This window comes from Bradyrhizobium sp. LeoA1Lang, from assembly GCF_055413685.1.
The window spans coordinates 1-2,439 of sequence record NZ_JBVAPG010000361.1; the positions used below are offsets into that span (position 1 = coordinate 1).

At 60.9% G+C, this 2,439-nt stretch carries 2 protein-coding genes; one reads left to right on the forward strand and one right to left on the reverse strand.

The window, feature by feature from the left end; translation table 11 throughout:
- Positions 1 to 639 precede the first annotated feature (639 nt).
- A complete protein-coding gene (locus ACZYOF_RS43400) occupies positions 640 to 1,038 on the reverse strand; it encodes a hypothetical protein (protein ID WP_463719549.1) in 399 nt (132 codons plus the stop codon).
- A 223-nt stretch (positions 1,039 to 1,261) separates the two neighbouring features.
- Between ACZYOF_RS43400 and ACZYOF_RS43405 the strand changes: the two genes are divergently transcribed.
- On the forward strand, positions 1,262 to 2,215 hold the full coding sequence (locus ACZYOF_RS43405; RefSeq protein ID WP_463719550.1) for a tripartite tricarboxylate transporter substrate-binding protein: 954 nt from the start codon (positions 1,262 to 1,264) through the stop codon (positions 2,213 to 2,215).
- The last annotated feature ends 224 nt before the right edge of the window (positions 2,216 to 2,439 follow it).

The window sequence follows — 2,439 nt, forward strand, 5'->3', positions numbered from 1 at the left end:
GTCCCGTGCAACAAAAAGCACGGGGGTAGGACCACAGGTTCAACCGAAGCATTCCGGCTTTCCCTGCGCGATGGTGTTACGGCTTACTTCGTGCTCTCCCCGGTGACCGGGCTTTCTTGCCACCGTCGTCCGCGGCAGCTCTTGCTGCTCGCGTACTTAGCGCCAGCGTCGGGGCGCCAGGACCACACGACTTCGCCGTCCACGCGTGCCACGCTCGTCAGTCGTGACACCCGCGTCCACCGCATCTCACCGCAACGTTCGTGACGATCGCGACCCGCCCCTCATTCGGGTGAGACGCGCGGAGTTAAATCACTGATTTGCCCGACGGCGAAAGCGGAATATTTTTCGCGACAGGGATGGACAGACTTTCGACTGATTTGCCCGACGGGCACTTTTTGCATAGCTCAAGAAAATTGCTGACGTGTTTGGAACGTCGCCGCAAACGTCCGGACAGTGGGATATGACGGACTCGATTTGCTCACATCGAGTTCTTCGCATTTTGGACCCAAACCAGAAGTCCGGTCTGCGACGCCATGCAGACGCTACCGCGATCTTTTACGAGGGCTCGAAGATGTTGTCGCGGTCCACCGGACCGCTTGGCTCGTCGTTCACCCTCGCCGCAACCTCGCCGCGCGGACTTCACATCGAGCAGCGAACATAGGGCATTTCCACCGGCACCGGCTGCTTGGAGCTGAGGGTGATCTTATTTTCTCCGGAGATTTTCACGTCGAACTCTACGTCCGAAACCGCGACCCCGTCCGAGCACGACGCAATCATTCGCACATTCGATCCGTCATCGTGCAACGACTTGACAGTGCATTTCTCAAATGTGCCGGTGATCTGCCTTCCCTGCACGATTATGCCGCCCGCGTGGAGATCAGCATCTGGCTTGAAAGCAAGCCTGTTATTCTCTTTGGTAAACACGTCACCACAGGCCGAGGCGTCGATCGTCCAAGCTCCGTTCAAATCCGCAGCCTGGGTCGCGGCCGATAGCGTGACGAGAAGGACTGACAGCACCAACCGATTGAAGGTTCTCATGGAAACTCTCCGTTTCGGATTTCTTGCGCAGCATCCGAGTGCGACGAGTTGGCGGACCTTTCGTTGATCTAAGTCAATAGGTTCTGCGGAGCACTTGTCTCCTCCGGCCAGCCCGCCGTACCGCGCGACATCTTTCGCTTTTGTGCGGCAGCGCAAAACGTGTAGAGATGCGCGACCAACGAAGAACAAGCTCAAAGGGAGGCACGACTTGAAACGACTGGCCATGATTGCCGCTGTGCTCGCGATGGTAAGCTCAGTGGCCTCCGCGCAGACCTATCCGGCCCGGCCCATCACCCTGCTGGTGCCGTTTGCGGCCGGCGGGCCGACCGACACGGTGGCGCGGATGACGGCGCAATCGATGTCGAAACTCCTGGGCCAGACCATCATCGTCGAGAACGCCACCGGCGCCGGCGGCACCATTGCGACCGCGCGCGCCGCCCGCGCCGAGCCCGACGGCTATACGCTGCTGGTCCATCACATCGGCATCTCGACGGCGGCAACGCTATACCGCAAGCTGCCCTACGACACCAAGACGGCGTTCGCGCCGATCGGCCTCGTCACCAACGCGCCGATGACCATCATCGCCCGCCCCGACCTGCCGCCGAACAATCTTGCCGAGCTGATCACCTACATCAAGACGAACGGCGACAAGATGACCTTCGGCAATGCGGGCCTCGGCGCCGCCTCGCATCTCTGCGGCATGCTGTTCATGACCGCGATCGACAAGCAGGTGCTCACCGTGCCCTACAAGGGCAACGCCCCCGTGATGAACGACCTGATCGCAAAACAGATCGACCTCACCTGCGACCAGACCACCAACACCACAGGCCCAATCGCCTCCAAGCTCGTGAAGAGCTACGCCATCACCACCAAATCCCGCCTCGCCTCCATGCCCGACCTGCCCACCGCCGACGAAGCCGGCCTGAAGGGCTTTGAAGTCGGCGCCTGGCACGGCCTCTACGCGCCTAAGGGCACGCCCGACGAGATCGTGCGAAAACTATCCAAGACCCTGCAGGAAGCCCTGCGCGACCCGGACCTCGTGAAGCGCTTCAACGAGATCAACACCGAGCCGGTGGCCCAGGACGAAGCCACACCCGAAGCGCTGAAGGTCAAGCTGGTGAGCGAAGTGGACCGGTGGAAGCCGATTATTGAGGCGGCGGGGCAGTTTGCGGATTGAGGGGGCCTCGCGACTACGCTCACCGGGGCCACGATGACGGACCGCTCGCCGCTCACCGAAATTGTACTGCACCAGCTTCACTACTTAGGTTTGACTCCTAGGGTGCCGTCCGAAAAGCGGTTGGAATTGAAAGTGGCGTAGTCTCCGGGGTGATCAACCTCGAATCACCCGGCGTTGACGCGCCGGGCTGGAGACCACGCCATGACAAGCGTTACCACGAAGGC

Bases quoted from the DNA above. Each gene is read 5' to 3' on its own strand.
- ACZYOF_RS43400 (WP_463719549.1), bottom strand. From the start codon at position 1,038: ATGAGAACCTTCAATCGGTTGGTGCTGTCAGTCCTTCTCGTCACGCTA.
- ACZYOF_RS43405 (WP_463719550.1), top strand. From the start codon at position 1,262: ATGATTGCCGCTGTGCTCGCGATGGTAAGCTCAGTGGCCTCCGCGCAG.